This is a genomic window from Streptomyces sp. NPDC039736 (assembly GCF_055596485.1).
On sequence record NZ_JBVIUQ010000002.1, the window covers coordinates 403,332 to 429,148 of the forward strand.

Annotated in this window: 24 protein-coding genes and 1 pseudogene; 17 read left to right on the plus strand and 8 right to left on the minus strand. The window is 73.8% G+C overall.

The window, feature by feature from the left end:
* Positions 1 to 124 precede the first annotated feature (124 nt).
* The 16 genes and pseudogenes from ACZ56L_RS06770 to ACZ56L_RS06845 all read left to right on the plus strand — a co-directional run bounded on the left by ACZ56L_RS06770 (position 125) and on the right by ACZ56L_RS06845 (position 16,878).
* On the plus strand, positions 125 to 646 hold the full coding sequence (locus ACZ56L_RS06770) for a DUF2617 family protein (protein ID WP_345221259.1): 522 nt from the start codon (positions 125 to 127) through the stop codon (positions 644 to 646).
* A gap of 112 nt (positions 647 to 758) precedes the next feature.
* Positions 759 to 2,474 carry a polyamine aminopropyltransferase gene (locus ACZ56L_RS06775; RefSeq protein WP_468691943.1) on the plus strand — a complete coding sequence of 572 codons (1,716 nt, stop codon included), beginning with the start codon at positions 759 to 761 and terminating at the stop codon, positions 2,472 to 2,474.
* Between the two features lie 167 nt (positions 2,475 to 2,641).
* Positions 2,642 to 3,556, plus strand: a complete 915-nt coding sequence (locus ACZ56L_RS06780) for an SRPBCC domain-containing protein (protein ID WP_471062280.1) — start codon at positions 2,642 to 2,644, stop codon at positions 3,554 to 3,556.
* Positions 3,557 to 3,583: 27 nt separating this feature from the next.
* Positions 3,584 to 4,399 carry an aldose epimerase family protein gene (locus ACZ56L_RS06785; protein ID WP_468691940.1) on the plus strand — a complete coding sequence of 272 codons (816 nt, stop codon included), beginning with the start codon at positions 3,584 to 3,586 and terminating at the stop codon, positions 4,397 to 4,399.
* Between the two features lie 141 nt (positions 4,400 to 4,540).
* The gene (gene pyrE, locus ACZ56L_RS06790) at positions 4,541 to 5,080 is read left to right on the plus strand and encodes an orotate phosphoribosyltransferase (RefSeq protein ID WP_345221266.1); all 540 of its coding nucleotides are present in this window, start codon (positions 4,541 to 4,543) and stop codon (positions 5,078 to 5,080) included.
* A 231-nt stretch (positions 5,081 to 5,311) separates the two neighbouring features.
* Positions 5,312 to 6,334 (plus strand): class II fructose-bisphosphate aldolase, encoded by a 1,023-nt coding sequence (gene fbaA, locus ACZ56L_RS06795; RefSeq protein ID WP_345221269.1) that lies wholly within the window; start codon positions 5,312 to 5,314, stop codon positions 6,332 to 6,334.
* A gap of 124 nt (positions 6,335 to 6,458) precedes the next feature.
* Positions 6,459 to 7,952: an MFS transporter gene (locus ACZ56L_RS06800; RefSeq protein ID WP_471062283.1), complete on the plus strand. Its 1,494-nt coding sequence runs from the start codon at positions 6,459 to 6,461 to the stop codon at positions 7,950 to 7,952.
* Between the two features lie 139 nt (positions 7,953 to 8,091).
* Complete coding sequence (locus ACZ56L_RS06805; RefSeq protein WP_345221273.1) at positions 8,092 to 8,505, plus strand: DUF3151 domain-containing protein; 414 nt, start codon at positions 8,092 to 8,094, stop codon at positions 8,503 to 8,505.
* Between the two features lie 226 nt (positions 8,506 to 8,731).
* Positions 8,732 to 9,562, plus strand: a complete 831-nt coding sequence (locus ACZ56L_RS06810) for a DUF3152 domain-containing protein (protein ID WP_471062285.1) — start codon at positions 8,732 to 8,734, stop codon at positions 9,560 to 9,562.
* Between the two features lie 110 nt (positions 9,563 to 9,672).
* Positions 9,673 to 10,530 carry a tryptophan 2,3-dioxygenase family protein gene (locus ACZ56L_RS06815; protein WP_345221278.1) on the plus strand — a complete coding sequence of 286 codons (858 nt, stop codon included), beginning with the start codon at positions 9,673 to 9,675 and terminating at the stop codon, positions 10,528 to 10,530.
* A 49-nt stretch (positions 10,531 to 10,579) separates the two neighbouring features.
* Complete coding sequence (kynU, locus tag ACZ56L_RS06820) at positions 10,580 to 11,761, plus strand: kynureninase (protein ID WP_471062287.1); 1,182 nt, start codon at positions 10,580 to 10,582, stop codon at positions 11,759 to 11,761.
* 140 nt (positions 11,762 to 11,901) lie between these two features.
* Entirely contained in the window at positions 11,902 to 12,807 is a 906-nt protein-coding gene (locus ACZ56L_RS06825; protein WP_401754861.1) for an alpha/beta hydrolase, read from the plus strand.
* Between the two features lie 52 nt (positions 12,808 to 12,859).
* Complete coding sequence (locus ACZ56L_RS06830; RefSeq protein ID WP_471062289.1) at positions 12,860 to 13,738, plus strand: SDR family oxidoreductase; 879 nt, start codon at positions 12,860 to 12,862, stop codon at positions 13,736 to 13,738.
* 212 nt (positions 13,739 to 13,950) lie between these two features.
* Positions 13,951 to 15,243: pseudogene (locus ACZ56L_RS06835) on the plus strand (sensor histidine kinase); the annotation flags it as partial.
* A gap of 305 nt (positions 15,244 to 15,548) precedes the next feature.
* On the plus strand, positions 15,549 to 16,253 hold the full coding sequence (locus ACZ56L_RS06840; protein ID WP_380836726.1) for a response regulator: 705 nt from the start codon (positions 15,549 to 15,551) through the stop codon (positions 16,251 to 16,253).
* Positions 16,254 to 16,377: 124 nt separating this feature from the next.
* Positions 16,378 to 16,878 (plus strand): tetratricopeptide repeat protein, encoded by a 501-nt coding sequence (locus tag ACZ56L_RS06845; protein WP_468691929.1) that lies wholly within the window; start codon positions 16,378 to 16,380, stop codon positions 16,876 to 16,878.
* 79 nt (positions 16,879 to 16,957) lie between these two features.
* On the opposite strand, the gene ACZ56L_RS06850 is transcribed toward ACZ56L_RS06845, so the two are convergent.
* From ACZ56L_RS06850 to mshD, 7 genes are all read right to left on the minus strand, one after another.
* Positions 16,958 to 17,884, minus strand: coding sequence for an ABC transporter permease (locus tag ACZ56L_RS06850; RefSeq protein WP_471062291.1), 927 nt, complete (start codon positions 17,882 to 17,884; stop codon positions 16,958 to 16,960).
* Complete coding sequence (locus ACZ56L_RS06855; protein WP_471062293.1) at positions 17,881 to 18,159, minus strand: hypothetical protein; 279 nt, start codon at positions 18,157 to 18,159, stop codon at positions 17,881 to 17,883. The genes ACZ56L_RS06850 and ACZ56L_RS06855 overlap by 4 nt, the downstream gene beginning before the upstream one ends.
* A complete protein-coding gene (locus tag ACZ56L_RS06860; RefSeq protein WP_471062295.1) occupies positions 18,156 to 18,800 on the minus strand; it encodes a hypothetical protein in 645 nt (214 codons plus the stop codon). Before ACZ56L_RS06860 ends, ACZ56L_RS06855 begins: the two co-directional genes overlap by 4 nt.
* Positions 18,797 to 19,750: an ABC transporter permease gene (locus ACZ56L_RS06865; RefSeq protein WP_401754845.1), complete on the minus strand. Its 954-nt coding sequence runs from the start codon at positions 19,748 to 19,750 to the stop codon at positions 18,797 to 18,799. The genes ACZ56L_RS06860 and ACZ56L_RS06865 overlap by 4 nt, the downstream gene beginning before the upstream one ends.
* Positions 19,747 to 20,670, minus strand: a complete 924-nt coding sequence (locus tag ACZ56L_RS06870; RefSeq protein ID WP_468691921.1) for an ABC transporter ATP-binding protein — start codon at positions 20,668 to 20,670, stop codon at positions 19,747 to 19,749. Before ACZ56L_RS06870 ends, ACZ56L_RS06865 begins: the two co-directional genes overlap by 4 nt.
* Positions 20,667 to 21,056 carry a GntR family transcriptional regulator gene (locus ACZ56L_RS06875; protein WP_345221303.1) on the minus strand — a complete coding sequence of 130 codons (390 nt, stop codon included), beginning with the start codon at positions 21,054 to 21,056 and terminating at the stop codon, positions 20,667 to 20,669. Before ACZ56L_RS06875 ends, ACZ56L_RS06870 begins: the two co-directional genes overlap by 4 nt.
* A gap of 113 nt (positions 21,057 to 21,169) precedes the next feature.
* Complete coding sequence (gene mshD / locus ACZ56L_RS06880) at positions 21,170 to 22,090, minus strand: mycothiol synthase (protein WP_345221306.1); 921 nt, start codon at positions 22,088 to 22,090, stop codon at positions 21,170 to 21,172.
* Between the two features lie 177 nt (positions 22,091 to 22,267).
* Here mshD and ACZ56L_RS06885 point away from each other — a divergent pair, with 177 nt between their 5' ends.
* Positions 22,268 to 24,103: a bifunctional metallophosphatase/5'-nucleotidase gene (locus tag ACZ56L_RS06885; RefSeq protein WP_345221308.1), complete on the plus strand. Its 1,836-nt coding sequence runs from the start codon at positions 22,268 to 22,270 to the stop codon at positions 24,101 to 24,103.
* Between the two features lie 79 nt (positions 24,104 to 24,182).
* Here ACZ56L_RS06885 and abc-f read toward each other — a convergent pair whose 3' ends face one another.
* A complete protein-coding gene (gene abc-f, locus ACZ56L_RS06890) occupies positions 24,183 to 25,769 on the minus strand; it encodes a ribosomal protection-like ABC-F family protein (protein WP_471062298.1) in 1,587 nt (528 codons plus the stop codon).
* Positions 25,770 to 25,817: the final 48 nt, after the last annotated feature.

Below are 25,817 nucleotides of genomic sequence, written 5' to 3' on the forward strand. Positions count from 1 at the left end.
CGCCGCACACTTCATGATTCCCTCGCTGTGGAAATTCCCCGAGCGGGCGGTTCTCCAGCTCCACCCCGTACATCTCCGGCGTGCCCCTGGCCCACCCCCCACTGCGTGTTTGCGGAGCCACCCCATGCTGACGACCCTCAAGACCGACTACACCGACACGTGTGCCTCCGATCTGGCCTGGGCGCTCGGCCGGGAGCCGTTGCCCGCCCTGGCCGTCCTCGACCTCGAACTCGGCGGCGCGACGCTCCAGTTGCGTCTCCTCGGCGCGTCCCACCAGGTGCTCCTCACGGAGGGCGACGGGTACTGCTCGGAGACCGTCGCCTGCATCCCGGGCAGCAGGACCCCGCTGCCGCTGGGGGTGTCCAGGCAGGTGGGCGACTGGGACTACGAGTTCGCGGCCCGCGTGGAACTCCTCTCGGAGGCCGCCTTCGCGGGCCGCGCCCAGGAGTTGCTGGCCCTGGTCGCGGACCACCCCCACGGGCTGGCGGGAACGTTCCCCGGCAGCCCGTACGCCTTCACCGCGCTGCTCGCCCAGCACGAGGGCGGCGGCCAGGTGAACTGGCGCACCTGGCACGCCTATCCGCAGGAGGGCCAGTTGGTCGTGACCCGCACCCGGGTCGGGACCCGGGTGCCGGCCGGGGTCTGAGGCCCGCGCCCCGCGGGCGGGCGCCGCGTGGCGCGGGGTATGCCGTACGCGCCCCAGGTGCACCCGTGTGGGTGACGTGCTGCGAGCAAGTGGTGACGTAGCGTTGCCCAACATGATCCAACCGGCCTCCGCCCCAGCCGGGCCCGACCCCGCCGGACCTCCCCCCGACTCGCTGAAACGCTCCTCCGAACGCGTTCCGGTGCAGGGCGGGCGGCGGTCCGGGCCGGGGCGGCCGTTTCCGGTGAGCCCGCGGACGGCCAGGTTCCTGGTGCTCGGGGTGGTCTTCCTGTGCGCCGCCTGCGGTCTGGTCTACGAACTCGAACTGGTCGCCCTCGCCTCGTACTTGATCGGCGACTCGGTCACCCAGGCCTCCGTGGTGCTCTCCACGATGGTCTTCGCGATGGGCGTCGGCTCGCTGCTCGCCAAACGGCTGCGGTGCCGGGCCGCCGTCGGCTTCGGCATGCTGGAGGCGGGGCTCGCCGCGGTCGGCGGCTGCTCGGCGCTGGTGCTGTACGCGTCGTTCGCGTGGTTCGGCGGCGCGCGGTACGTCCTGGTGGCGTTCTCGCTGGCCATCGGCGTCCTCATCGGGGCGGAGATCCCGCTGCTGATGACGCTGATCCAGCGGATCGGCAGCTCGCGCGCCGCGGGCGAGGGGGCCGAGGGGGCCGAGGGGGACGCCAGCGGCGACGTGGCGGACCTCTTCGCCGCCGACTACGTGGGCGCGCTCGTCGGGGGCCTCCTCTTCCCCTTCTTCCTGCTCCCGATGCTCGGCCAGCTCACCGGCGCGCTGGTCACGGGCGCGGTGAACACCGCCGCCGGGGGCTCCCTCGTGCTGTGGCTGTTCCGGCGCGAACTCACGCGCCGCAACCGCTGGCTGCTGGTCGGCGTCAACGTGGCCGTCCTCGCCTCCCTGGCCACCGCGACCGTCCTGGTCGACGACTTCGAGCGGGCGGCCCGGCGCGCGGTGTACGGGGACCGGGTGCGGGTCGCCGTGCAGACCGACGCGCAGGAGGTCGTCATCACCGGCAGCGCGTCCGGCCCCATGGACTTCTTCCTGGACGGCCGCCTGCGCGTCTCCAGCCGGGACGAGTACCGCTACCACGAGGCCCTGGTGCACCCCGCGATGCGCGGCGGGCACGCCCGCGTGCTGATCCTCGGCGGCGGCGACGGAATGGCCGCCCGGGAGGTCCTGCGGTACCCCGGCGTCCGCTCGGTGACCCTGGTCGAACTGGACCCGGGCGTCGTCCAGCTCGCCCGCACCGACCCGGCGCTGGTCGCCCTGAACGGCGGCGTCCACCAGGACCCCCGGCTGCGCGTCGTCACCGCGGACGCCTTCGCCTGGCTCCGCTCCGCCCCGCTCGACGGCCTCCCGTACGACGTCGTGGTCTCCGACCTGCCCGACCCGGGCATCACGGCCTCGACCAAGCTCTACTCCCAGGAGTTCTACGGGCTCGCGGCGGACGTCCTCGCCCCCGGCGGCCGGATGGTCGTCCACGCGGGCCCGACCGGCGCCCGCCCCCACGTCTACTGGACCGTCGAGGCCACCCTGCGCGCGGCGGGCCTCGCCACCCGCCCCTACCGGGCCACCGGCCGCGTCTCCGACTTCGGCGCAGGCCCGGACCGCCCGTCGGGCGACTCCCGCGCCCCGCGCGACTGGGGCCTGATCCTCGCCGCCCGCACCCGCCCGGGGCTGGGCATCTCCCCGGACGCCCCGCGTCTGCGCTCACTGACGGCGCCGCTGCTCCTGGAGGGCGCGAGGTCGGCGGAGGCGGGCCGGCTGCGGGGGGTGGCGGCGTCCACGCTGGTGCACCCGAGGTACGGGCAGTAGGGGCCCGTACGGCAGGTGAATCCGTACGGCAGCAGGGCCGTACGGGCGGCGGCCCCGGGCGGCGGATGGGCCGTACGGGCGGCGGGTCCCGCCGTCGCCGCCTTCGTCCCGGGACTTCTGGGCGAGACGGGGTGTGAAGCGGACGCGCCTGAGTAGGCTCAGGGACCATGGACCATGAGGTGCTCGTTCCGGTGCTGCCCGCCGCCGTCCGGCAGACGCTCGCCGACCCCGCCCGGGTCGCCCGCTGCCTCCCCGGCTTCCAGCAGGACGCCGACAAGTCGTCCACCCCGCTGACCGGCCGTCTGAAGGTCCGGCTCGGCGGCCACACCATCACCTACCGGGGCGCCCTGACCGTCACCCCCGCGGCCAAGGGCGCCTGCACCGTCGAGGGCGAGGGCGCCGAAGCCCGCGGCAACGGCTCCGTGAAACTGTCCCTGACCGTCCGCACCGCCCGCCACGAGGACGGTACGAAGCTGAGCTTCACCGGCACGGCCCACGGCGAAGGACGCATCACCGAACTGGACCCCGCCACGGTCGAGTCCGCCGTGCGCCGTCTCCTGGACCGCTTCGCGGCAGCGCTGGGCACGGAGGCCGCGGGCCCGGCCGCCCCGAAGCCGAAGCAGGCGTCCCCGAAGCCGGGCGCCCCGAAGTCCGAGCCCCGGCCGGACCGCGACTCCCGGCCCGACGAACCCCGCGCCTCCCTCTTCGAGACCGAGATCCCGGCGCCCTCCCTCGACCGGCTCAGCGACGAGGAACTGACCGAGGACGACCCCCTCCCCGGCCCGGGCCCCACCCGCGAGGACGAGGAGCTCGCCCTGCGCGAAGCCCTCGAAGGGCTCCCCGGCGAGCTCCCGGAGGCCTTCCCCGACGAGCCCCTGGCCGAGGCCGCGCACGCCCGTCGCACCATGATCGGCCGCAGCGCCGAGGAGGTCGACCACGCGCCGCCGCGCGGCCGGTACGCCCCCGTCATGGCCCCCGCCCCCGCCTCCGGCACGTTCACCCTGCGCCGGCTGGCCCCCGCCGCCGCGCTCGCGGTGGCCTCCGCCGTGGTCGTCGGCCGGGTGCTCAGGCGGCGCAGGTAGCCCCCCGGGCTGGGTAGTGTCCCCAGGGTGAGTAGCGAAGAGAAGAAGAACACCGCCGTCGTACTGACCGCAGGCGACGCCGAGTTGACCGTCGATCCGGCGGACGGCTGCCGGATCGAGAGCCTGCGCATCGGTGGCACCGAGGTGCTCCGCCGGCCCGAGAACGGCAAGCACTTCGGCAGCTTCCCGATGGTCCCGTGGTGCGGCCGCACCGAGAACGGCCGCTTCCGCGACGGCGACAAGGTCCACCAGCTCCCGGTGAACTCCCCGCCGCACGCCATCCACGGCACCGGCCGCGACACCCGCTGGCGCACCGCCGTCCGTGACACGGCGTCGGCGTCGTTCACGTACGACCTCACCAGCCCCTGGCCCTACGCGGGCCGCGTCACCCAGCTCTTCGACCTGACGCCGGACGCGCTCACGCTCACCCTGGGCGTCGAGACGTACGACGACTCCTTCCCGGCGCAGGTCGGCTGGCACCCCTGGTTCCGCCGCAACCTCGGCGGCCAGGACGTGACCCTGGACTTCACCGCCGCCTGGCAGGAGGAGCGGGGCGAGGACCACCTCCCCACCGGGCGCCGCATCGACCCCCGGCCGGGCCCCTGGGACGACTGCTTCGGCATGCCCGACGGCGTCGACGTCACCCTCACCTGGCCCGGCGAGCTGGAGATCAGGGTGACCAGCCGGGAGGAGTGGGTGGTCGTGTACGACGAGCAGGAGGCGGCCGTGTGCGTCGAGCCGCAGACCGGTCCGCCGAACGGCCTCAACACCCTGCCGCGCCTGGTCACGCCGGTGGACCCGCTGGAGGCCTCGACGACGTGGACGTGGCGGCGGCTGGGCTGAGGTCCTGCTTCGGGGCGGGTGGGGGCGTCGGCCGGGCCGAGGGCCTGCTCCCGGGGCGCGCGTGGGCGGCTGTGGTCGGGCCGAGGGCCTGCCCACGGACCGTGGCGGCGGGGTCCTCGGCCGCCACTTAAGCTCGTACGCATGACTGACGTACGCGCTGACCTGCTCCAGCAGATCAAGGACAAGGCCGTGGTGCACGGCAAGGTGACCCTCTCCTCGGGTCTGGAGGCCGACTACTACATCGACCTGCGCCGGATCACGCTGGACGGCGAGGCCGCGCCGCTGGTCGGCCAGGTCATGCTCGACCTGACCGCCGAGCTCGACTTCGACTGCGTCGGCGGGCTGACCCTGGGCGCCGACCCGGTCGCCACCTCGATGCTGCACGCCTCCGCCGCCCGCGGCCGGCGGCTCGACGCGTTCGTCGTGCGCAAGGCGCAGAAGGCGCACGGCATGCAGCGCCGCATCGAGGGCACCGAGGTCAAGGGCCGTCGCTGCCTGGTCGTGGAGGACACGTCCACCACCGGCGGCTCCCCGCTGACCGCCGTCGAGGCGGTCCGCGAGGCCGGCGGCGAGGTCGTGGCGGTCGCCACGATCGTCGACCGGGGTGCGGCACAGGCCGTCGCGGACGCCGGGCTGCCCTACCTGACCGGCTACGAGCTGGGTGATCTCGGCCTGGCCTGAAGGGGTGACCCAGGTCCTTGTCCCACGAGAGCAGGGCTGTGACCTGGGGTTTTGCCCGAGGTCGGAGTGTTTCACGTGAAACGCTCCGACCTCTGCGCATTCCGGCACCCGGGACGGGGGCGGCCGCCGGGTGGAGACCCGGGGAGAGTCTGGAAAGATGGGCGGCGACGATGACGTCGCCCCCAGGTCAGGGACCAGCACGCACACCCGCATATCCCAAGGAGCGGACAGATGCCCATCGCAACCCCCGAGGTCTACGCCCAGATGCTCGACCGGGCGAAGGCGGAGAAGTTCGCCTACCCGGCGATCAACGTGACCTCGTCCCAGACTCTGCACGCTGCACTGCGCGGCTTCGCCGAGGCCGAGAGCGACGGCATCATCCAGATCTCCACCGGTGGTGCGGAGTTCCTGGGTGGCCAGCACAACAAGGACATGGTCACCGGCGCGGTCGCCCTGGCCGAGTTCGCGCACATCGTCGCCGCGAAGTACGACATCACCGTCGCGCTGCACACCGACCACTGCCCCAAGGACAAGCTGGACGGCTACGTCCGCCCGCTGCTCGACATCTCCGCCGAGCGCGTCAAGGCTGGTCGCGACCCGCTCTTCCAGTCCCACATGTGGGACGGCTCCGCCGAGACCCTGGCCGACAACCTGGCCATCGGCCAGGAGCTGCTGGCCAAGGCCGCCGCCGCCAAGATCATCCTTGAGGTCGAGATCACCCCGACCGGCGGCGAGGAGGACGGCGTCAGCCACGAGATCAACGACGAGCTGTACACGACCGTCGACGACGCGCTGCGCACCGCCGAGGCGCTCGGCCTGGGCGAGAAGGGCCGCTACCTGCTGGCAGCCTCCTTCGGCAACGTGCACGGCGTCTACAAGCCGGGCAACGTCGTGCTCCGTCCGGAGCTCCTGAAGGACCTCCAGGAGGGCGTGGGCTCGAAGTACGGCAAGGCGTCCCCGTTCGACTTCGTCTTCCACGGCGGCTCGGGCTCGACCGCCGAGGAGATCGCCACCGCGCTGGAGAACGGCGTCGTGAAGATGAACCTCGACACGGACACCCAGTACGCCTTCACGCGTCCGGTCGTGGACCACATGTTCCGCAACTACGACGCGGTGCTGAAGGTCGACGGCGAGGTCGGCACGAAGTCGAAGTACGACCCGCGCACGTGGGGCAAGGCCGCCGAGGCCGGCATGGCGAAGCGCGTGACGGAGGCCTGCGCGGCCCTCCGCTCCACGGGCACCCGCCTGAAGTAATTCCCTTTCCGGGAGGGCCCGGCCCCTTCGGACCTCCGCGTCCGGGGCGGCCGGGCCCTCGCCGTTTCCAGGGGGCGGCCCCTTTCGCCTGGCCGGACCGGCCGGGTGCGGGGACCATCCGGATATGGCCGAAACCGAAAGTGCCGGAGGGCTCCGGGTCGGGAGCGCGACCGGGCGGTGGGTACTGCTCACCACCGTGCTCGGGTCCAGCATGGCGATGCTGGACTCCACCGTCGTCAACGTCGCCCTGCCCCGCATCGGCAAGGACCTCGGCGCCGATCTCGCCGGGCTCCAGTGGACCGTGAACGCGTACATGCTGACGCTGGCCGGACTGATCCTGCTGGGCGGCGCCCTCGGGGACCGGTACGGGCGGCGGAAGGTGTTCGTGGTCGGGGTGGTGTGGTTCGCCGCCGCCTCCCTGCTGTGCGGGCTCGCACCGAACGCGACCGTCCTGATCGCCGCCCGGGCGTTGCAGGGCATCGGCGGGGCGCTGCTCACGCCGGGGTCGCTCGCGCTCATCCAGGCCTCGTTCCACCCCGACGACCGGGCGAGGGCGGTCGGCCTATGGTCCGGGCTCGGCGGGATCGGGGCCGCGGTCGGACCGTTCCTCGGCGGGTGGCTCGTGGACGGGCCCGGCTGGCGCTGGGCGTTCCTGATCAACGTGCCGCTGGCCGCGCTGTGCGTGCCGGTCGCGCTCGGGCACGTGCCGGAGTCGAAGGATCCGCAGGCGCACGGCCGGTTCGACGTGCTGGGGGCCGTGCTGGCGGCCGTCGCGCTGGCCCTGGTGACGTACGCGCTCATCGAGGCCCCGGCGCGGGGGGCGTCGGCCGTGGTGGTGGGGTGCGGCGTGCTGGGGGTGGTCGTCGCGGGGGCGTTCCTGTACGTCGAGCGGACGCGGGCCGAGCCGATGATGCCGCTCGCGCTCTTCGCCTCCCGGCAGTTCACCGCGATCAACGTCGTGACGCTGTGCGTGTACGCCGCGTTCAGCGGGTTCTTCTTCCTGGCGGCGTTGCAGTTGCAGGTGGTGGCCGGGTACTCGGCGCTCCAGGCGGGGACGGCCATGCTGCCGACGACCGTGCTGATGCTGTTCCTGTCGGCCCGCTCCGGGGAGCTGGCCCAGCGGATCGGGCCCCGCGTCCCGCTCACCGTGGGGCCGCTGCTGTGCGCGGCGGGGATGCTGCTGATGCTGCGGGTGGGGGAGGACGCGTCGTACCTGGCGGACGTGCTGCCGGCGATGGTGGTGATGGGGACGGGCATGGTGACGCTGGTGGCCCCGCTCACCGCGACCGTGCTGGCCTCGGTGGCGGACGGGCGGGCCGGGCTCGCCTCCGGGATCAACAACGCCGCCGCCCGCGCCGCCGGACTCGTCGCGGTGGCCGCGCTGCCGCTGCTGGCGGGGATGGGGCCGGACGCGTACCGCTCGGCGCAGGAGTTCGGGGCGACCTTCCGGCGGGCGATGCCGATGTGCGCGGGCGTGCTGGTGCTGGGCGCGCTGATCGCTTTCACGACCGTGCGCAATCCGAAGGGCGCGGCTCCTGAGAGCGAGTGCCGCACGCACTGCGGGGTGGACGCGCCGCCCCTGGAGCCGGACCGGCAGGAGCGGGGCGGGTCGTCGTAGCGCGGGATCGGTCCCAGCGGTGCGGTGCGGGGCGTCGTGGCGGGGAGGGGGGCCGGTGGAGCGGTGCGGGTCGTCCTGGCGGGGAGGGGGGCCGGTGGAGCGGTGCGGGTTGTCGCAGGGGGGAGGCAGACTAGGGGGCATGGCTATTCACCAGGACCTGCTCGGGGGACCGCCCCCGACCCACCTGCCCGACGACCCGGAGCCCCGCGAGCTCCTCGCGAACGGCACGGCGCCCGCCGACGTCGCCGCGAAGTACCCGGCCTCCTCGCTGGCCTGGGCGCAGCTCGCGGACGACGCGTTCGACAAGGGCTCCGTCGTCGAGTCGTACGCGTACGCCCGCACCGGCTACCACCGCGGCCTCGACTCGCTGCGCCGCGCCGGCTGGAAGGGACACGGCCCGGTGCCGTGGGAGCACGAGCCCAACCGCGGCTTCCTGCGCGCCCTGCACGCCCTGGCCCGCGCCTCGCAGGCCATCGGCGACCAGGAGGAGTACGAGCGCTGCTCGACCTTCCTGCGCGACTCCTCCGCGCTGGCCGCCGACACCCTGGGCTGACCGGCCCGCACACGTCCCGGGGCCGAGGCCGGGCCCCGGGACGGCATGTCCCTCGCGCCGTCCGCCCCGGCCCCGGGACGACACACCGCCGCGCCGTCGGCCCTGGCGGCCGATGAGACGCCTGTACGATCGCCCGGACCGCTAGGCAAGACCGTCGCCGGTGTCCGGGCCCCCGCGCCCCGCTCCCCCCACCTGCCGGAGACACCGACCAGGGGAGGGCTCCGACGTGGGCCGAGGCCGCTGCAGACACCCGTCGTCCGGGGGCCGGACACCCCGCCCCCGGCCGCCCGCCCGCACCCGTCTGACCCGCCGCGGCCGCCTCCTCGTCCTGCTCCTCTGCCTCGCCGCGGGCCTCGGCGGCACCGGACTCGCCATAGCCGCCTGGGACACCGGACCGGGCCCGACACCGCGAGCAGCCCCCGACCCCGCCACTGGCGGTCCCGCCGCTCCCGACAGCCCCGGTGAGGTCTCCAGCGACCCGCCGAGCCGCGCCCGCGTCCCCGACTCGGGCAGCGGCACCTTCGCCCCCGCCCGCCTGAACGGCAGCCCCGTCGGCTCCGGCACCCTGCGCCGCTACCAGGTGCAGGTCGAGAGGGGCAGCGGCGTCGAGCCCGACGAGGCCGCCGCCGAGATCCAGCGCATCGTGGCCCACCCCAGGGGCTGGGCCCGCAATGGGCGCGGCCGCTTCCAACTGGTCACGAGCAAGGCCGACTTCGTTATCCGCATCGCCACCCCGAAGACCGCCGACCGGCTGTGCGCCAAGGCCGGCCTCGACACCGGCGGCGAGCTGAACTGCGAGACGGGGAAGGGCGTCGTGGTGAACCTCAAGCGCTGGCTGACCGGATCGCCGCGGTTCGCCGGCGCCCCCGCCGCGTACCGGCACCTGATCATCAACCACGAACTGGGCCACGCCCTGGGCCTCGGCCACCTCGGCTGCCCGGGCCCCGGCCGTCCCGCACCCGTGATGATGCAGCAGATCAAGGGCCTCGACGGATGCGACTCCAACGCCCATCCGTACGGGACCAATGGGACGTACCTCGCAGGTCCCGCCCTCTGAGGCGCACCTCGCGCAGGCCCGGACTATGCTGCCCAGCAGGGGACCGGGGCCCGAGAATCCTTCGAGGAAGGGGCGGACCGCTACCTGGAAGCCGTGTCGAGGAGCATGCGATGACGCACACCCCCGAGGCGCCCGGAACCGAAGGTTCGGAGACCCCGAACCTCGATTTCGCAGGCACCACACCGTACGAGGACTACGTCCAGGCCGACGTACTCACCCACCTCCAGCACCCCCTCTCCGACGATCCCGGAGAGATGGTCTTCCTGGTCACCACCCAGGTCATGGAGCTGTGGTTCACGGTCATCGTCCACGAGTGGGAGACCGCGGCGGCAGCGCTGCGCGAGGAGAAGCTCCCCGTGGCACTGGACGCACTGAAGCGCTCCACCCGCGAGCTGGAGGCGCTGAACGCCTCCTGGAAGCCGCTCGCCAACCTCACGCCCACCCAGTTCAACTCCTACCGCAGCGCGCTCGGCGAGGGCTCCGGATTCCAGTCCGCGATGTACCGGCGGCTGGAGTTCCTGCTCGGCGACAAGTCCGCCTCCATGCTGGTCCCGCACCGGGGTGCGCCCCGGGTGCACGACGAGCTGGAGAAGGCGCTGCACCAGCCCAGCCTGTACGACGAGGTCCTGCGCCTCCTCGCGCGGCGCGGCCTGCCCGTTCCGCAGGAGGTCCTGGAGCGGGACCTGACGAAGAAGTACGAGCCCTCTCCCGAGATCGAGGCGGTCTGGGCGCAGGTGTACGCCGAGGAGCAGGTCGGCGCGAACCGCTCCGAACTGATCGTGCTCGGCGAGGCGTTGACCGAGGTCGGCGAGCTCGTGTGGCGCTGGCGCAACGACCACCTGGTGGCCACGCGCCGCGCGATGGGCTCCAAGGTCGGCACGGGCGGCTCCGCCGGGGTGGCGTGGCTGGAGAAGCGCGCCCGCAAGAACGTGTTCCCGGAGCTGTGGACGGCGCGCAGCCATGTCTGAGAACGCGCGTGAGGACGTGCCTGAGAATGCTTCCGCGAGCGCACCGGCGATGTTTCACGTGAAACGTGCGGCCGAACTCGACGCCGCCGACGAACTCGCCGGGCACCGCAAGCTGTTCAGCCTCCCCGAAGGCCTCGTCTACCTGGACGGGAACTCCCTGGGCGCGCTGCCCGCGGCCGTTCCCGGACGCCTCCAGGACGTGGCGGGCCGCGAGTGGGGCGAGCTGCTCATCCGGTCCTGGGACGAGAGCGGCTGGTGGACCGCGCCCGAGCGGATCGGCGACCGCATCGCCCCGCTCGTGGGCGCCGCGGCCGGACAGATCGTCGTCGGCGACTCCACCAGCGTCAACGTCTTCAAGGCGCTGGTCGGCGCGATCCGGCTGGCCGGGGAGGAGCGCGACGAGGTTCTCGTCGACGCCACCACCTTCCCCACCGACGGCTACATCGCCCGGTCCGCCGCCCGGATGACCGGCCGCACCCTGCGCCCGGTGCGGCCGGAGGAGGTGCGCGACGCCCTCGGGCCCCGTACCGCCGCCGTGCTGCTCAACCACGTCGACTACCGCTCGGGCCGCCTCTACGACCTGCCCGGGCTCACCGCCGCGGTCCACGCGGCGGGCGCGCTGGCCGTCTGGGACCTGTGCCACAGCGCGGGCGCGCTGCCGGTCGGGCTCGACGAGCACGGGGTGGACCTGGCGATCGGCTGCACGTACAAGTACCTGAACGGCGGGCCGGGTTCGCCCGCCTACCTGTACGTCGCCGCCCGCCACCAGGACCGGTTCGACTCGCCGCTGCCGGGCTGGACGGGGCACGCGGACCCGTTCGGGATGACGGCGGAGTACGCCCCGGGCGGCGGCGCGCTGCGCGGCCGGGTCGGTACGCCCGACATCCTGTCGATGCTGGCGCTGGAGGCCTCGCTCGACGTCTGGGAGGGCGTCGACGTGGCATCCGTACGGGCGAAGTCCCTCGCCCTCGCGGACTTCTTCGTGGAGTGCGTGACGGCGTACGCACCGCAAGGGCGTCTCGGCCTGGTCACGCCGCTCGCGCACGCCGAGCGCGGCAGCCAGATCGCGCTGCGCTGCGACGACGCGGGCACGGTCATGAAGGCGCTGATCGCGCGGGGCGTGGTCGGGGACTTCCGGCACCCGGACGTGCTGCGCTTCGGGTTCGCTCCGCTGTACGTCGGCTTCGCCGACGTGGAGCGGGCGGCCCGGGTGCTGGCCGAGGTGCTGTAGCGCCGTCGTAGCAGGTGGCCACGTCGGGGGGAACGGTCTCCGGCGTGGCCACACGCACACAAAACGCCTGGTAGCGTCCGCGCTTAATGATCCACAAGGGTGTAGGAACGACCCACCAGTGCCCGGAGGTTGAAGCCGTCATGCCGAGCATTCCCCTGCCGGACGAGCCGTCCGGGCTCCCCCTCGACGGGCCGTCCGGGCTCCCTCCCGACGAGCCGCCGGCGCTTCCCGCCGTCGCGCCGGACGCCACCGCTCCGTACGGCGGTCACCCCGACCAGATCATCGACTTCTACGCGCCGCGCGGCGAGCGGAGCGGGGCGGCCCCGCTGGTGGTCGTCCTGCACGGCGGGGCGTGGCGGGCTCCGTACGACCGGCAGCACGTCACGCCGTTCGCCGACTTCCTGGCCCGGCGCGGCTTCGCGGTCGCCAACGTCGAGTACCGGCGCGGCAGTTCGCTGCCGCACCAGGACGCGTCGGGTCCGCTCGCGGGCCGCTGGCCGGAGACCTTCGACGACGTCGCCGCCGCCCTGGACGCGCTGCCGCACCTGGCGAAGGAGGCGCTGCCCGAGGCGGACGTCCGCCGCACCGTCGTGACCGGGCACTCCGCCGGCGGTCAGCTCGCGCTGTGGGCGGCTTCCCGGCACGTGCTCCCCGAGGGGTCGCCGTGGCGGCTCGACGCGCCGCCGCCGCTGCGCGGGGTGGTCGCGCTCGCGCCGGTCGCGGACTTCGAGGAGGCGGTGCGGCGCGGGGTGTGCGGCGGCGCGGTCGTCCAGCTCCTGGGCGGGCAGGACGCGTACGAGGAGCGCAGGCCGTACGCGGATCCGGCGGCCCTGCTGCCCACCGGAATCGCGACGGCCGTGGTGCAGGGCCGCTTCGACACGACCGTTCCGCACGAGGTGGCGGAGGCGTACGCGGAGGCGGCGGCGAAGGCGGGGGAGGTGGTGGGGCTGACCCTGCTGGAGGACGTCGGGCACTTCCCGCTGATCGACCCGGCGGCGGACGCGTGCGCGGTGGTGGCGGAGGAGATCGCGCAACTCGCCTACTAGGGACGCGACTTGCGGACCGTATCTGTCCGCAAGCCCTCCTACGGTGTGAGACATGACGAACACACGGAACGACGCGCAGAAGGTCCTGGTCACCGGAGCCACCGGCTCGGTGGGCCGCCAGGTGGTCGCCGAACTCCTCGCCCGGGGCGCCCGGGTGCGCGCCCTCACCCGCAACCCGGCCAGGGCCGGCTTCCCGGCGGAGGTCGAGGTCGTACGCGGAGACCTCGCCGACCCGGCGACCCTGGCCCCCGCGCTGGACGGCGTCGAAGCGGTCCACCTGATCGTCTTCGGCGGCGAGGACTACGCGCCGCTGGCCACGGGCCCCGAGATCCTCGCGCGGGCCGCGAATGCGGGGGTGCGGCGGGTGACGGTGCTGCACGGCGGCGGCCCCAGTCCGCTGGAGGACGCGGTGCGGGACAACGAACACGGTCTGGAGTGGACCGTGCTGATGCCGGTGGAGTTCATGTCGAACGCCCTGTTCTGGGCGGACGACATCAAGACGCACGGCCGGGTCGAGGAGCCGTTCACGGACCGGGTCAGCTCGATGGTGCACGAGGGCGACATCGGGGCGGTCGCGGCGGTGGCCCTGCTGTCCCGGGACGGCGGCCACCACGGGAAGGCGCACGTCATCACGGGGCCGGCCGCCCTGACGGTGCACGACAAGGTGCGCATCCTCGGTGCGGCGCGGGGTGCGGAGATCGGGCTCGTCGAGCTGACCGCGGAGCAGGCGGTGGAGCGGATGCGGGCGCAGCACATGCCGCAGGAGACCATCGACTTCATGCTGGAGGTGTACGGCAACACTCCCGTCGAGGGGCGCACGGTGGCCACCACGGTGCAGGACGTGACGGGGCGCCCGGCCAGGACCTTCGAGGAGTGGGCGGCGGCGCACGCGGACGCGTTCCGGGCGGAGCCCGGGCAGGCGGATGTGTAGGGGCATGGATCGGCGGACGCGCGGACGGGCGGGGTACGGGTTGCCGGGCGCGTAGGGCTACGGGTCGGTGGACGCGCGGGGGCACGGGCAGGCGGGGCGGGGCGCGTAGGAGTACGGGCCGACGGGGCGGGGCGCGTAGTACTTGAGGGGGACGTGAAAGGTAGGAGCACGGGTGGACGCCCTTTCGCGGACCCCGCCCTACCTTGGGAAACGTGAACCAGACGACCCGAAGTAGAAGCCCCGAATTCCGCCTCGCCGCGACGGCGCTGCGGGGTCTGCGCGAGGATCTGCTGCGCGACCCGCTCGCCTTCCGGCCGTTGCCGCCCCTGAACACGGCCACCCCGGGGTGGACCCGCTTCCCCGAGTGGACACGGACGGGCGCGGCCTGGTCGGTGCACGCGCTGGTGCTGGCGCTGGCGGTCCTCGCCTTCGGGGTCGGCTTCACGAGCGTGTCCGGCGGGGAGGAGCAGCTCCTCGTCGGGTTCCTCTCGACGCTGCCGGTCGCGCTGACGCTGATCCGTCCGGTGCTCGCCTGGTGGGCCTGCCTGGCGGCGATTCCGTTCGCCGGCGTCCTTGGGGCGTACGGGTCGGGGGTTCCGTACCCGCCGGGTTCGATCGTGGCGATGCTGGTGGTCACGACGGTCGTCGCCGCCAGGACCCGCCCCCGGGCGGCGGCCTGGATGTGGGGCATCAACGCGCTGTACAGCGCGCTGATCTCCTTGGAGTCGTCGAGCGGGGGCAACGGCCTCCCCGTCCTCTTCTTCCTCGGCATGTTCCTCCTGCTGGTCTCCTTCGTCCACAGCCGTCGGGCGCACCGGCGCGAGATCGTCGTGCAGAAGACCGTCACGGCCGTGGAGCGCGACCGGCGCACCCTGCTCGAAGAGCGCACCACCATCGCCCGTGAGCTGCACGACGTGGTCGCCCATCACATGTCGGTCGTCGCCATCCAGGCGGAGGCCGCCCCCTACCGGGTGCAGAACCCGCCGCCCGAGCTGGAGCAGGCCTTCGTCACGATCCGGGAGAACGCGGTGGCGGCCCTCACCGAACTGCGCCGGGTGCTGGGCGTCGTCCGGGCGGAGGACTACGAGGCCCCCGACGCGCCGCAGCCCCGACTGGCCGACCTGCCGAAGCTCTTGGCGAACGTCCGGGACATCGGCCTCTCGGTCGAGCAGGCCACGACCGGCGCGGTGCGGGTCCTGCCACAGGGCGTGGAGCTGTCGGCCTACCGGATCGTCCAGGAGGCGCTGAGCAACGTACTGCGGCACGCGCCGGGCGCGGAGGCCCGCGTCGAGGTGAGCTACGTCCTGGGCGGCCTGGGGCTGCGGGTGGCCAACGGGCCCGGGACGGCCGACGCCCCGCCCTCGCCCGGCGCCGGGCACGGGCTGACCGGGATGCGGGAGCGGATGCAGATGCTGGGCGGCGAGATGACGGCGGAGCCGACACCGGAAGGGGGCTTCGAGGTGACGGTCTTCGTGCCGGTCGCGGCGGACGCCCCGGGGGCCGGGGGAGCGGGGGCCGGGACACCGGCCACGGTGGAGGACGCAGTGCCGGTGCCCGCGCCCACCCCGGCGGCCGAGCCCGCGCCCACCCCGGCGGCCGAGCCTGCCCCCACCCCGGTGGCCGAGCCCGTATCCGCCGCCGCGCCGGTGCCCGTGCCGGTCCAAGGGCGGCCGGGAGGCGCGGGGCAGGACGCCGTGTCGTCGACGGTCACCGCGACCACCGGGCCCGCCGCCCGGCCCGAAGGGCCCCCCGAGCCCTCCTCTCCGCCTCCGGCGACCGCCGGTCCCTCCCTGCGGAAGGAGTCCGCCGCATGACGACCGCCCACGTCCCCCCGGCGACGCCCGCCGGCGCCATCCGGGTGCTGATCGTCGACGACCAGATGATGGTCCGGGAGGGCTTCTCCGTACTCCTCAACGCGATGCCCGGCATCGAGGTCGTCGGCGAGGCGGTCGACGGGCGGCAGGCCGTGGCGCAGGCGGCGGCCCTGCGACCGGACGTCGTGCTGATGGACATCCGGATGCCGGAGCTGAACGGCATCGAGGCGACCCGCGAGATCGTGGCGGCGGGCGGGGACACGAAGGTGCTGGTCCTCACCACCTTCGACCTCGACGAGTACGTCTACCAGGCGCTGCGGGCGGGAGCCTCGGGATTCCTGCTGAAGGACGCCTCGGCCCGCCAACTGGCCGAGGGGGTCAGGGTGGTGGCGGGCGGGGAGGCACTGCTCGCGCCCGCCGTGACGAAGCGGCTGATCGCCGAGTTCGCCAAGCTGACCGAGACGGTGCCGGTGCGCCGGCCCGCCGAGGAAACGCAGCTCGGGGAGCTCACCGACCGCGAGACGGAGGTCCTGGTGCTGATCGCGCACGGGCTCTCCAACGGCGAGATAGCGTCCCGCCTGGTCGTCGCCGAGTCCACGATCAAGACGCATGTGAGCCGGGTGCTGGTGAAGCTGGGCCTGCGGGACCGGACCCAGGCGGCGGTGTTCGCGTACGAGGCGAGGCTGGTGCGGCCGGGGTAGGGGGCCGGTCCCCGGACGGGCGGAGCCCCGCCGGACGGGGCCTTCGTCCCCGCCCCCGCCCCCGGCACGGAGCTTCTGGAGAAATACCTTCGCCGGCCCGTCCCTCCCCTGCGATCATCCCCCCATGACCACCCACCACGACCGTGACGCCCTCCTCGCCGAAGCCGTGGCCCTGCGCTCCGCCGACCGCACCGAAGAGGCCCGGGTCCGTCTCCTCGCCCTCGGGGAGCGCTTCCCCGACGACGCGGAGATCGCGTACCAGACCGCGTGGGCGCACGACCGGCTCGGTCTGGAGGCGGCGGCGGTCCCCTTCTACGAGAGCGCGCTCGCCGGGACGCTGACCCCCGAGGACCGCAGGGGCGCGCTGCTGGGCCTGGGCAGTACGTACCGGACGCTCGGCCGGTACGAGGACGCCGTCCGCACGCTGCGCACCGGGACGCGGGAGTTCCCCGAGCACGGGGCGCTCCGCGCCTTCCTCGCGATGGCCCTGTTCAACACGGGCGAGGCCCACGACGGCATGCGGATCCTGCTGCGCCTGCTGACGGAGACCAGCACCGACGCGTCCGTGCGGAACTACCGGGAAGCCATCGAGTACTACGCCAAGGACCTCACGGCGGTGGAGTGACTACCCGCCCCCGGGGGTGCGGGCCGCACGCGCCCGCCCCGCACCCCGGCGAGCGCGGACCCCGCGCCCCCGCGCCCCCTCACCCATGCACCCTCCGCAACACCCGGAACGCCAGCCACACCGCCCCCGCCGCCAGCACCAGCACGACCGCGGTCTCCATGAGCTGGAGGGGCCAGAAATGGGACTCGGGATGCAGGTCGGAGAAGTGCGAGACCGCCCCGCGCGACGCCATGCAGCCGTTCGGGTCGGCGTAGGTTTCCGGCGGCTGTTCCCAGCAGTACCGCCAGGGCAGCCGCTTCCCGGACGCGGTGAGCAGCCCGGAGGAGACCTCCCACGGCGAGGGCAGGACCGCCGGCGGCGTCCCCGGTGACTCCGGCCGCGTCACCGTCACCACCGGCCACAGGTACTCCCGCACCCGCCCCACGGCCAGCGTCAGCGCTCCCGTCGCCACCGCCGCGGCGCCCGCCGCGAGCAGCGTGCGCCGCACCAGCAGCCCGGTGAGTGCGCCGACGGCCACCCCGAGCAGGGCGTACGCGGTCCCGGCGGTGCCCGACGCCGCATAGGCGTGCGCCTGGTGCCAGGGGAAGAACCCGCCCTCGACGGCCCCCTGCCCCAGCCGGAACACCACCCCCAGCAGCACCGACCCCGCCGCCGCGGCCCCCGCCGCCACGCCGATCTTCGCGCCCAGCCACCGCGCGGGTGACATGCCCAGCGTCCAGGCCAGCCGGTAGGTTCCCGAGTCCAGTTCCCGTGCCACCAGCGGCCCCGCCACCAGCGCCCCGATCAGCAACGGCCCCAGCACGGCGGCGTGTCCGGCGTGCTCGGTGAGGGCCCGCATCGCCGTCCGGTGCGGCGAACCGTCGCCCACCCCCACCAGGCGCAGCCCCAGGACCGTCACCAGCCCCAGCCCGAACAGCACCGCCGCCGGCCGCAGCACCGGCCGGCTCTGCCGCAGCACGAGCCGGTCGGGCCCGGACACGCGGCTGGTGCCCGGCGCCCCGCTCACGCCCGCCCCCCATGACGTACCCGGAGCAGTGCGAAGGACGCCACGGCCACGCCGGCGATGTCGTCGCCCCCCGACATCCCCGTCACCTCCAGCCACACCCCCGACCCCGCCCACGCCCCGGCGACCAGCACCAGCAGCGCGAGAGTGATCCGCAGGGCCCATGTGTGCTGCCGCAGGGCCGCCCGCACCGCCCCGCCCAGCGGGCTCGGCACGTGCGCCTCGCCCTGCGGAGCACGCGTGCGCTCCGGGCTCACCGTGCTCGACGTACCGGTCATGACACGTCCCCCCTGGACAGTCGGCGAAGAAGCAGGAACGCGGCCCCGGCCGCCACCGCCGTCGCCGCCACCAGCGGCACGGCGAGCGTGAGCTGTCCGGCGAACGTGTCGTGCGGCTGGGCGCGCCCCGCCAGTAGCAGAACGCCGAGCGTCGCCCCGGCGAGGGCCATCGCCCCCGTCGTCCGCCGCACCAGCAGCCCGCACAGCACCCCGAAGGCCACCGCGAACAGCGCGTACGCCACCGGCGCCGGCCCGAGCGCCACCGCCGAGTCGTGCACCCATCCCAGTCCCGCCGTCAGCGCGACCAGCACCCCCGCCGGCACCGCGGCCTTCGCCGCCAGCCAGCGGGCCGGGGTGACGCCCTGCGTCCAGGCCAGCTTGTACGTCCCCGACGCCAGTTCCCCGGCCACCATCGGCCCCGCCACCTGCATCCCGCCGAACAGCGGGAGCCCCAGTGCCAGAGCCTGCCCGACGGCCGGCCCCCAGCCGCCGTCCGCCGCCCACAGCCGCCCGCCGGCGACCAGGGCCGCCGCGAGCCCCGCCAGTGCGAGCGCGGTCCACAGCGCCGCCCGGTGCTGGTGCAGCACGTGCCGGTACGGCACACCGCCCCCCGGCGCGGCCCCCGCGCCCACGGCACTCACGACGCCCCCGCGTGCCGGCCCCGCAGCACCCGGAACGCGACCGCGACGGCGAGTCCCGCCAGTACCAGCACCAGGCCCGACTCCACGAGCTGGAGCGGCCACAGATGGGTCTCGGGGTGGACGTCCGCGAAGTACCGGACGCCGCCCAGGTCGGCCATGCACCGCTCGGGAGTCTTGCCGACGCCCTCGGTCCCCAGGCACGTGTCACTGAGGACGCGCGTCCCGGAAGCGGTCAGCATGCCGTCGGCGAGGTCCCACACCCCGGGGGTGTGCAGCGACTCGATCGGCGTCCTCGACACCAGCGTGTCGACCGGCCACAGCAGCTCCCGCAGCAGCCCGGAGAAGGTCCAGGAGACCGTGAGCACCGTGATCCCGGCGACCACCATCGCGGGCACCGTCCTGCGCACCAGCAGCCCGACCAGCGTGCCGACGCCGATGCCCAGCGCGCACATCGCGACCTGTACCGGCCCGAGCATCTCGTACGAGGTGTCGTACCAGGCCAGCGAGAACCGGGAATCCTGGCTCAGCGAGCCCCGGGCCAGCCGGAAGAGCACCACCAGCACGGCCGTCCCGGACAGCGTCACCGCCGACACCAGCGCCAGCTTCGTCGCCAGCCAGCGGACCGGCGAGACGGACTGCGTCCACAGCCAGGTGTACGTCCCCGACTCCAGCTCCCGCGCGACCAGCGGGCCCGCGACGAACGCCCCCACCAGCGCGGGCAGCAGCGTCGCCGCCCCGGCGACGCGTTGCAGGAGCATGGTCATGCCGGTGTCGGCGGACCGGGCGAAGCCGGTCTTCGGGCCGGTGCCCGCCGCGACCGCCAGGAAGACCGCCACGGCGAGGAGGGAGAACACGACCACCGCCCCGAACACCCGTCCCGTCAGGCGGTGCTGGCGCGCCGCGACCCAGCGCGGGCCGCGCAGCGGCGGCAGCAGCGTCAGCGTGCTCATGCGCGGACCTCCGTCACGGACCGTCCCGCCACCCCGCAGCGCGGGTCCGCGCTCGGCGTCAGCAGTGGCGGAGCCTGCGGCGAGCGCATGTGGGCCAGCAGCAGCTCCTCCAGCGTCGGCTCGTCGACCTCCCAGTCGCCGCCCACCGGCTTGGCGTCGCGCCGGATCAGGGCCGTCATGTGGCGGCCCGTCACCTTGGACTCGACGACCGTCGTGTCCGCGTCGAGCTCGGCGACCGGGCCCGACAACAGCGCGTGCGCGGCGAGGAGTTCCTCGGACTCCCCGCCGAGCCGGATCCGCCCGCCCTCCATCAGCAGCAGGTAGTCGCAGGCGCCTTCCAGCTCGGCCAGGATGTGGGAGGAGATGACCACGCTGGTGCCGCTCTCGCCGGCCTCGGCCAGCAGGTTGCCCATCAACTGGTGGCGGGCGAGCGGGTCCAGGTCGGCCATCGGCTCGTCCAGCAGCAGCAGGTCGGGCTGCTTGCCCAGGCACAGGGCGAGCGCGACGCGGGTGCGCTGGCCGCCGGACAGCTCGCGGACCTTGAGCCCGAGGTCCAGGCCGCCGTCCGCGACGATGCGGGCCGCGCGCCCGGCGTCCCAGCGGCCCGGGTTCAGCTCCTGCCCCATGCGCAGCGTCTCCGCGACGGTGAACTGCGGATACAGCGGCTTCTCCTGCGCGAGGAACGCGATCTGCTCACGCGCCGTTCCCGGCGTCCTCCCCATCACCCGCAGCTCGCCCCGCGTGGGCCGCACCAGCCCCGCGAGCTGCCCCAACAGGGTCGACTTGCCCGCTCCGTTGGGCCCCACGAGCGCGCATATCCGCCCCTGCGGCAGCCGGAAGGAGCAGTCCTGGACCGCCCACTTCCCCGACCGCCCGTACCTCTTGCCGAGGCCGACGGCCTCGATCGCGGCGATGGTCATCCCTGCTCCCCTTCGAAGATCTGATCCAGTACGGAGGTGAAGAGCGCGGCCAGGTCGTCCTTGTCCATCCCCGACGACCTGGCCCGCTCCGCCCACGTCCGCAGTTCCTCGCGCAGTGGCGAACCGGCGGGCTGCGCGGCCCCCAGGGACCGGGTCACGAAGGTCCCCATCCCGCGCCTGGCCTCCACCAGGCCCTCCCGCTCCAGCTCGCGGTACGCCTTGAGCACGGTGTTCGGGTTGATGGCGGTGGCCTCCACCACCGCGCGCGCGGTGGGGAGCTGGTCGCCCGGCTGCAACAGGCCGAGCCGCAGGGCGTGCTTGGTCTGCTGCACGATCTGGAGGTAGGTCGCGACACCGCTGCGCCGGTCGATGCGGTACTCGACCATCGCGCTTCACCTCCCTTTCACTAATCAAGTAGTGAAAGGGTGATGCAGAAAAGGGCCGGCGTCAAGCTGGGACACCGGCCCCGGGGGCGGTCCTGCGGTACCGCGACGAGGTCCTACGACTCGGTCCGGTACATCAAGTCCGTCTCGTACGTCGTGAAACCGAGCCGCTCGTAGACGGTGACCGCCGCGACGTTGTCCGCGTCCACGTACAGGGAGGCCGTCGGCAGCCCCCGGGCCGCGAGGTGCCGCAGCCCGGTGGCGGTCAGCGCCCTGCCCAGCCCGCCGCCCTGCGCGCCGGGCGCGACCCCGACCACGTACACCTCGCCGAGCTGCTCCTCACGGTGCACCTTGGTCCAGTGGAACCCGACCAGCTCCCCGTCCTTCTCGGCGAGGAAGAACCCCTCCGGGTCGAACCACTCCTCCGCCATCCGGTCGTCCAGGTCCCGCTGGGTGAGCGAGCCCTGCTCGGGGTGGTGCGCGAAGGCGGCGGCGTTCACGGCCAGCCAGGCCGCGTCGTCCTGACCGGGCACGAAGGTCCGTACCACCACGCCCTCCGGGAAGACGGGCTCCGGGATGTCGAGCGGGCTCAACGGCCGTCGCAACTGCCGCAGCTCCCGGAACATCGCCATCCCCAGCACCTGCGCCAGGTGCCGGGCCGCCGGCTTCCCGCCGTGGGCCCACACCCGCAGCCGCCGCCCGGACGCGTCCAGGAGCGCGTCGCCGAGGGCCCGGCCGTACCCCTTGCCGCGCTGGTCGGCCCGTACGACGAGTTCGGCGGCCGGCGCCTCGACGGGGTCGGCGGCCTCCAACTGGGCGTATCCGACGAGCAGTCCGCCGTCGTCGATCAGGAAGTGGGTGACCCCCTCCCGTCGCCCGCCGCGCAGTCGCAGGCGGCCCTGCTCGGAGACGGCCTGCACGCCGTCGCTGCGGGCGGCGTCGGACAGCAGCTCGAGCACCTGGGCGGCCTGTGCCCCGTCGAGCGCGTCAAGGATCCGGAGTCGGCCGGGGCCGGGAAGAGTCGCGTCGCTGGTCATGGGGTCGAGGGTACGGGGAGGGTCCGGCCGGCGGGGCCGGACGCCATGGGCCGCGTCTCTGACGCACCGCCAACGGAAACCACCTCGTAACCCGCTACCCCCTGTTGCGCTACGCGCGTTGACTTTAGGCTCACGAGCGCACCCCGCACCCTTCACGCTGAACTCACAAGGGGACAGATGTCAGCGAACCCTCGCCCGAACCGCGCCGCCCGGCGGTTCCTCCTCGCCGCCGCCGGTCTCACCACCGCGGGCGCGCTCGTCGCCGCGATGCCCGCGGCCGCGAACGGCAACGGCGGCGGAAACGGACACGGCGGCCACGGCCACCCGAAGCCGGCGCGCACGGTCGACGTGCAGCTCCTCTCCTTCAACGACCTGCACGGCAACCTGGAGCCCCCGACCGGCACCTCCGGCAAGGTCGGCGCGATCGACGCCGGCGGTGTCGAGCACCTGGCGACCAGCCTGCGCAAGGCCCGCCAGGGCAAGGAGTACTCGGTCACGGCCGCCGCGGGCGACATGATCGGCGGCAGCCCCATGCTGTCGGGGCTCTTCCACGACGAGCCCACCGTCGAGGCCCTGAACAAGATGAAGCTCGACGTGACGTCCGTCGGCAACCACGAGTTCGACGAGGGTTCCGCCGAACTGCTGCGCATCCAGAACGGCGGCTGCCACCCCACCGAAGGCTGTTACGAGAAGGACCGGAAGGGCAAGCCGAAGAAGTTCAAGGGCGCCGACTTCCCGTACCTCTCCGCGAACGTCACCAAGGAGAAGACCGGCAGGACCCTGCTGAAGCCGTACACCGTCTGGAAGAAGAACGGTGTCAAGATCGGCTTCATCGGCGTCACCCTGGAGAACACCCCGGGCATCGTCACGGCCGCCGGCGTCAAGGGCCTGAAGTTCCACGACGAGATCGAGACGGTCAACAAGTACGCCAAGGAACTCGACCGGCAGGGCGTGAAGTCCATCGTCGCGCTCATCCACGAGGGCGGCGCCCCCGCCTCCACCGCGTACGACTACGACTGCGACAGCCCCGGCCCCGGCGACGGCGTCTCGGGACCGATCACCGACATCGCCAAGGGCATCAGTCCCAAGGTCGACGCGCTGGTCACCGGCCACACCCACCAGAGCTACGTCTGCACCATCCCCGACCCGGCGGGCAACCCCCGCCTGGTGACCTCGGCCGCCTCCTTCGGCAAGGTCTACACGGAGACCACGCTCACCTACGACCGCCGCACCAAGGACATCGTCCGTACGACGGCCAAGGCCCCGAGCTCGCGCAACCACATCGTCACCCGTGACCAGTCCGAGCGCGAGGAGCTGGGCGCGGACATGCGGGACCTGATCCAGCGCTGGAACGTCCTCGCCGCCCCGATCGCCAACCGCCCGCAGGGCTACATCTCCGCCGACATCGAGGGCCGCGGCTCCACGGCCATGGAGAAGCCGCTGGGCAACCTCATCGCCGACGCCCAGCAGCAGGGCCTGGCCGCCGCCGACAAGGGCGGCGCGCAGCTCGCCCTGATGAACCCCGGCGGCATCCGCTCCGACCTCGTCCACAAGCAGTCGGGCTCCGAGGGCAACGGCGTGGTGACGTACGGCGAGGCCTTCACCGTGCAGCCCTTCACCAACCTGATGAACGTCGTGGACCTGACCGGCGCGGACCTCATCGCCGCCCTGAAGCAGCAGGTCAGCGGCAAGAACGAGGCCTCGCCGAAGATCCTCCAGGTCTCCCGGGGCCTCACCTACACCCTGGACCTCACCAAGACGGGCGCCGACCGCGTCGACGCCGCCACCGTCAAGCTCAACGGCGAGGTGATCGACCCGGCCAAGACCTACCGGGTCGCGATGAACGAGTTCCTCGCGGGCGGCGGCGACAACTTCCCCGCCCTCGCCCTCGGCAAGAACAAGCTGAACGCGGCCTCCGACCTGGACGTCTTCAACGCCTACCTGGCCGCGAACTCCAGCGCCGCCAAGCCGCTCGCACCGCCGGCCACGGACCGGATCACGATCGTGAAGTAGTCCGCGCTCGCGCTGTCGTGCGAAGGGGCGGCGCCCGGTGAACTCCGGGTGCCGCCCCTTCCGCGTGCCCGCCCCCGGCTCACCGGACCGGCTCCAGCTCCAGCCGCCGGCCGCCCGCGAAGCTCTCCCGCAGCCGCCGGTCGTGGGTGGCGACGACGAGCGTGCCGGGGAAGGCGGCGAGCGCGGCCTCCAACTCCTCCACGAGGGCGGGGGAGAGGTGGTTGGTCGGCTCGTCGAGGAGGAGCAGGTCGAAGGGCTCCGCCAGCAGGTCGGCCAGCTCCAGCTTGCGCCGCTGCCCGGTGGAGAGCGCGGCCACGGAAGTGGCCAGGTCCGCTTCCCCGAACAGTCCGTGCCGTACGAGGAGCCGGGCCCGCTCCTCCCCGTACGCGGCCAGTACGGACCGCTGGTCGCGGGTGACGGCGTACGGGGTGTTCTGCCGCAGCATCCCGATCCGCCCCGGACGCGAGACCGTGCCGGAGTCGGGCTCGACGGCTCCCGCCAGCAGCTCCAACAGGGTGGACTTCCCGGCCCCGTTGGGCCCGGTCACGAGCAGCCGCTCGCCGGGTTCCAGCGTGAGCGCGTCGAGAGCGAGCCGTCCGCTCACCCGCACGCCGCTCAACTCCACTGCCGCGGACGGGCGTTCACCCGCGATCCGCCCCGTGAGGACGAGCGGCGCCGGGGGCGGCGGAACGGGACGTTCGGTGAGCCGCTGGACCCGCTCCCGCGCGTTGCGGATCCGCCCCGTCGCGCCGTGCGCCCGCGACCGGGCGCGGAAGGCCCCGGCGCCGCTGAAGCCGCGCGGTTGCTTGCGGGGGATGGCGTGCAGGTGGGCGGTGTTGCTCTCCGCCAGGGCGGACTGCCGGGCCAGCTCCTCCTTCCACTCCTCGTGCCGGCGGGCCCAGCGCGCCCGGGCCGCCGCCTTGGCGGTGAGGTACCCGGCGTATCCGTTGCCGTACCGGTGGACCGTCCGCAGGTCCGCGTCCACCTCCAGAACGGTGCCGGTGACCCGCTCCAGGAAGGCGCGGTCGTGCGTCACGGCGACGACGGTCCCGCGGTGCGCCCGCAGCCTTCCCTCCAGCCAGGCCACGGCCGCGTCGTCGAGGTCGTTGGTCGGCTCGTCGAGCAGGAGCAGTTCGGGCGAGGAGGCGAGGACGGCCGCGAGGGCCAGCCGGGAGCGCTGCCCGCCGGACAGGGTGCCCAGCGCGCGCCCCCGGTCCAGGGCCTCGCGCTCCCCGAGGTGGTGGAGCGCGGTGTCGACGTGCCGGTCGGCGTCGTACCCGCCGCGCGCCTCGAACTCGGCGAGGAGGGCGGCGTACACCGCCATGTCCTGAGTGGTCCGCAGGGCCCGTTCCAGCTCCCGTACGTCACGCAGCGCGAGGTCGACCGCGTCGCCGACGCGGGCGGTGCCGGGCAGGTCCAGGGTCTGCGCGAGGTGTCCGACGCCGCCGGGGGCGGTGACGGTGAGGCTGCCGTTGTCGGGCAGCTCGCGCCCGGCGATCAGCCGCAGGAGGGTCGACTTCCCGGCCCCGTTGTCACCGACGACACCGACCTTCTCGCCGGGCCGGACGGTGAAGGAGACGCGGTCCAGGACGAGCCGGCCGTCGTACTGCTTGGTGAGGTCGAGGGCGGCGAGCTGGGAGGTGGGGGTGGCAGTCGCTGGGAACAAGTGGGGTGCCTTCCGCAGGGGTCAGGACGGGTCATCCGAGACGATACG